Here is a 5,266-nt window from a genome sequence, read left to right on the forward strand (position 1 = left end):
CTAATCTATCCATATTACTATGACAGAGTTTCAATAGATAAATCTTTCACAATTCAACATGCTGGAGTAAAATTTGAAGAGGTAACAAATGAAGAATATACTTATGGTCCTTATCATGAATACATATTTTATCCTTTGATATTTGATAAAAAATTGAATAAAACTTCAGAATGTATGGCAGTTACAGCAGCAGCAGTACTCATTAAAAAATCTATTTATAAAAAATTAAATGGACTTTCTAATGACTTTTTTTATGGTTATGAAGATGTTGATTTCATGTTGAATCTGAATCAAAAAGGATATAAAATATTATACTGTGGTTCTGCATTACTATTCCATCATGAAAGCAGCACAAGAAATAATGAAGGCAATTATGATGAAATAAACCTTAAAAATATTAAAACTTTAATGAAAAAATGGGATAATTACCTTTTTAAAAGTATTCTTAATGATAAAATTACCCAAAAAAAATTTTTCACAGATAAAAAACTTAAAATAAGTTTTATAAAAGAAGGAAATAGTCAAAAAATCACAAATGGAATAATTAATGGAAATGAAGATTATACTCTTATATCAAATTTATCAAAAGAATTTAATGATATGAATTATAATATTGATTTAATTTCAAATATTGAAGATAATAACTTTGGAAAAGATGTAGATATAATTTTATCCTTTGATTTAAGATATGATATAGAAAATATAATCTCTAGAAACAATATTATTAAAATTATACAATTAAATAATAATTATAATTCAATAGATAAAGATAAAAAATCTAACATTCCAAAATATGATATAATTTTAACTAAAAATGAGCAAGATTCTAAAGAAATAAAAGAAGATTTAAACATAAAAAATGTTTTTTATTTAAATGAAAGCAAAATTCCTAAAAATTATTATTTTACTGCAGAAAAATTATTATATACAATATCAAAAGTATACAATTTATAATTTCTAAACTTTTTTAAGAATTTTTTTTATTTTATTTTTAATTTTATTAGTATTATTTTTTTTATTCAAAGAAATATTAGATTGAGGATTTTTAATATTATCGCTAATTTCCTTTAAGTTACTAAATGCTTCTTCTAACTTATCATCTCTTAATTTTTCCATAACATTTCTAAATAATTCAAAATTAGGATTAATATTTAAATCAATTACATTTAATTCTTTAAATAATGGTTGGGATTGTTTAAGTAATTGATATTTTTCATTATCCGTAAGTTCACTATTAATTATATTATCTATCCAACTACCTAAGTGCATACTAAACAACAAATCATAATATTTACAACCAGCATTGTTTTTAAGGATATTCTTAGTGTAAAAATATCCATCTAATAATTTACTTATATAATGGAAACTTTTTGAATAACTTGTAGAAGAATTATCACTTTCTCTTATTCTAAAACAGTAAACATAATCTGGTAAAAAAGTAATTTTCTTAGCATTTAAAAAGGTTTCTATCATAAAAGCTAAGTCTTCAGCAAACATTTTTTCTGGAAAATAAATATTGTTTTTTCTAATTAATTTTTCTGGAAAAATCATTCTCCAAATGTTATTTATAGTTATAAAATTAGTATTTTCATCCAATGAACTTATACTCAATTCTTCTGTTACCCATTCATCAGAAACCCAATCTGCAATTCCAAAAGTTTTAAATCTACCAATCACAATTGAATCTTGACTTCCATTAATTTTTTGATATAATAATTTCAAAGAATCCTTAGGGTAACGATCATCATGATCCATAAACATTAAATATTCTCCATTTGCTTTATTTATCCCAATATTTCTAGCATTCCCTGGAGCACCTGCTTTTTCACTTAATTTATAAGATAAAATATTATTATATTTTTCAACATATTTTTTAATGATATTTGGAGTATTATCTGTTGAAAAATCATCTATAAGAATTAATTCAATATTTTCAAACCCAATACTTTGGTTTTGAACAGATTTTATAGTTTCATCTAAAAATTTTTCAGAATTGAAAGTAGGTATTATAACACTAATTTTATATTTCATAATTTTACTATTGATTAAATTATATATTAATTTAATTAATCAAAATTAAAAAGAGGTTTTTAAAAATTTTTAATCACATTTAAAAAAATTTTATTAATAAAAAAAGTAATATAACTATTCATAATAAATATTTTATTTAAATTAAATTCTTTTATAAAGGGATATTAAATCATGTATGAAGAAATTTATAAAACTTATAAAAATACCGTAGAAGATCATATTCATAGAAATTTATTCATGGATATTGATGCTAATCCGGATAATGAATTAATTAATGATATTAAGAATAATAAGATTGTTATTTATACAGCATTTACTGGGGATTATGATACTTTAAAAGAACCTAAATTTATTGATGAAAATTGTGATTATGTATGTTTCACAGATAATCCAAATGTTGAGTCTGATTTATATAAAATTATACCTATGGAAGATTCTAATTTAGATAATAATCGTAAAGCAAAACAGTACAAAGTTTTACCTCATAAATATCTTTCTAATTATAAGTATAGTTTTTGGTTAGATGGAACTTTTGAAATTAAAAGCAGTTTAAGAGAATATATTTACAAGTATATAAAAAACCCAATGCTTTGTGTGGTACATACAGAACGGGACTGTATTTATGATGAATTAGTTGCTTCTTATAATATTGCTAGATACCCTAAAGCTATTATGAATAAACAAGTAAATCATTATAGGGATGAAGGTTTTCCTAAACATTATGGCCTTGGAGTTATGGGCTCTATATTCAGACAACATAATAATCCTAAGGTTTCAAAATTAATGGACGATTGGTGGAATGAAATAATAAAATATACAAATCAAGACCAATTAAGTTTTGCATATGTAGCTTGGAAAAATAATTTCCATCCTTCTGTTAGTCCTGTTTATTATTGGGATAATGAATTTTGGAGTAAAACAAGTGGGGAAAAATATCATCATAAATTTGAATCACCTAACCCCTTATCTAGTGATAATTTAATAAATTATATTGAAAATAATATGAAAGAGGAAATGACTCTTAAAAAAGAGGAGATATATTTATTATTAAATGATATTGATACTTTAAAAGTTCAATTACATGATCAAGAAATAATGAATTCAAGAGCTAAGAAAGAGATTAATACTATGATTAATTCAAACTCTTGGAAAGTTACTAAACCTTTACGAAGTATAAGTCATAAAATTAAAAAATAAACTTTTGAGTAAGTAATGTGGTTTTTTAAAATGGTTAATGAAAAATGTTCTAAAGATTTAATTATTTCATATTTTTTCCCAGAATATGTTGATACTGGTGGATTTGTAGTAGCTAAACGTATAATTGAAAATGGAAAAAAGGTGGATGTAATCCAAAATCATATTGAAAATGTTGCATTAGATAACTCTTTAAATGATTTAATTAATGAATATGTTGAAGATAAAATAGTTTTACATGCATATGATGCTGAAAAATGGGAATGGAGTGTAATAAAGCCTTTTATTGAAGAAGGTATGGTGGAGTTAAACAATCAAAAATCTAAAAAGGGTGTTTATAAATCAATATATTCCAGAGCCATGCCTACACCGGCTCATTTTTTAGCTTTTGAATATAAAACACAAAATCCTGATACTAAATGGACTGCTGAATTTTCTGATCCTGTTTTGTTTGATAATTATGGTAAAGAAAGAAATACTAAGTTAAAGGATGAAAAATACATAAAAAAAGTCAATTCAATTATTTCACAGGATGTAAATTTAAAGGAAATGAATCTTAATAGTGCTCTTGATTCTAATTTAACTTCTATTGAATTTTTATGTGAATTATTGCCTTTTTTATTTGCTGATAAAATTATTTTTACAAATGAAAATCAAAAAAAGCTCATGATAAATAAATTTCTTTTAAAAAATAAAGGAAATTTTAAAAATTTCAAACAGTTCATTGATAATAAAAGTTTAATAAAACCACAACCTATTTTAAAGAAAAGTGCTTATGAATCTATTCAAAGTAAGTATAAAATAGATAATAATTATATAAATTTTGCATATTTTGGACTTTTTTACGGTAATAGAAATTTTGAGGATGTTTTTTATGCTTTTGAAAATATTTCTCCATTTTTTAAAAGTAAATGTAAATTACATATTTTTACATCTCAGACCGAGTTTGTTAAAAGAGCAACTTCAGATTTAAAGATAAAAGATAATATTATTATTAATAAAAGCCGTTCATTTTTAGATTTTTTAAATCTTACAACTAAATTTGATGTATTAATAGTCACTGATGCTAATACAGAAGATTATTTTGAAATTAATCCATATTTACCTTCAAAATTATCTGATTATATTGGAAGTGGGAGTGATATTTGGGGAATTTGTGAGTTGGGTAGTATATTAGATTCAAATGAAATAATTAAGTATAAATCTCGATTAGGAGATTATATATCTTCTAAAGTTGTTGTTAACAAAATAATCCAAGAAAAATTAAATTGCAATGAAAATGGAGAAGAATTTAATAATCCCAATTTGACCGAAGTAAATACTCAAGAACAGAATGATATATTAAAATCTAATTTAAATGAAGTAATTAATTACTTAAAAAAGAGAAATATTGGTTTAACCGATGATTTAAATAATGTTATTAATTTAAATCACGAAAAACAATTTTATATTAATAAATTAGAAAATGATTTAAAATCTTCTAAAGTTCAATTAAATGATCAACAGGTAATGAACTTAAAATCCACTGAAGAAATTGATAAAATGGTTAATTCTTCTTCATGGAAACTTACTAAACCTTTAAGAAGTATAGGTCAAAAAATTAGGAAATAAATTTTTTTACAAATGGAGTATAAATAATGAGTGTGCCATCTTTCAAAACTTTTTTAATTAAATCTAAATTCAATTACAATAAGGCTTCCTTGTATAAAGAAGCTTATTCTAAAATTTTAGATGAAAATTTATTTAATGAAGAATTTTATATCGAAAAATATCCTAATATAAAAAATTCAGGAATTAATCCTTTGTTACATTACTTATTTTATGGATATAAAGAACATAAAATTCCAGCATTAAATTTTGATAGTAATATCTATTTAGATAAATATCCCTCTGTAAAACAACTAAATATTAACCCTTTGGTTCATTATGTGATGTATGGTAAAAAAGAAGGGAAAAAATCATTTTTATCTCCAGCATTAAATTTTTATAATAAATTATTCGAAATTAATTCTTTATTCTTAAATAATTATGTTTTTGAGGT

At 22.4% G+C, this 5,266-nt stretch carries 4 protein-coding genes and 1 pseudogene; 4 read left to right on the forward strand and 1 reads right to left on the reverse strand.

The genetic code is table 11. The features are described from left to right. On the forward strand, positions 1-954 hold a 954-nt coding region (locus tag BP997_RS03115; RefSeq protein WP_413825635.1), incomplete at its 5' end, for a glycosyltransferase family 2 protein. 3 nt (positions 955-957) lie between these two features. Here the strand turns inward: BP997_RS03115 and BP997_RS03120 are convergent. Beyond that, the gene (locus tag BP997_RS03120; RefSeq protein ID WP_413825633.1) at positions 958-2,031 is read right to left on the reverse strand and encodes a glycosyltransferase family 2 protein; all 1,074 of its coding nucleotides are present in this window, start codon (positions 2,029-2,031) and stop codon (positions 958-960) included. A 171-nt stretch (positions 2,032-2,202) separates the two neighbouring features. Between BP997_RS03120 and BP997_RS03125 the strand changes: the two genes are divergently transcribed. From BP997_RS03125 to BP997_RS03135, 3 genes and pseudogenes are all read left to right on the forward strand, one after another. Beyond that, positions 2,203-3,228, forward strand: coding sequence for a glycosyltransferase domain-containing protein (locus tag BP997_RS03125; RefSeq protein WP_413825630.1), 1,026 nt, complete (start codon positions 2,203-2,205; stop codon positions 3,226-3,228). 30 nt (positions 3,229-3,258) lie between these two features. Next, entirely contained in the window at positions 3,259-4,836 is a 1,578-nt protein-coding gene (locus BP997_RS03130; protein ID WP_413825627.1) for a hypothetical protein, read from the forward strand. Between the two features lie 26 nt (positions 4,837-4,862). Beyond that, positions 4,863-5,266 (forward strand): annotated as a pseudogene (locus tag BP997_RS03135) (glycosyltransferase family 2 protein); the annotation flags it as partial.

This window comes from Methanobrevibacter sp. UBA412 (assembly GCA_002495685.1).
Classification (GTDB): Archaea; Methanobacteriota; Methanobacteria; order Methanobacteriales; family Methanobacteriaceae; genus Methanobrevibacter_A; species Methanobrevibacter_A acididurans.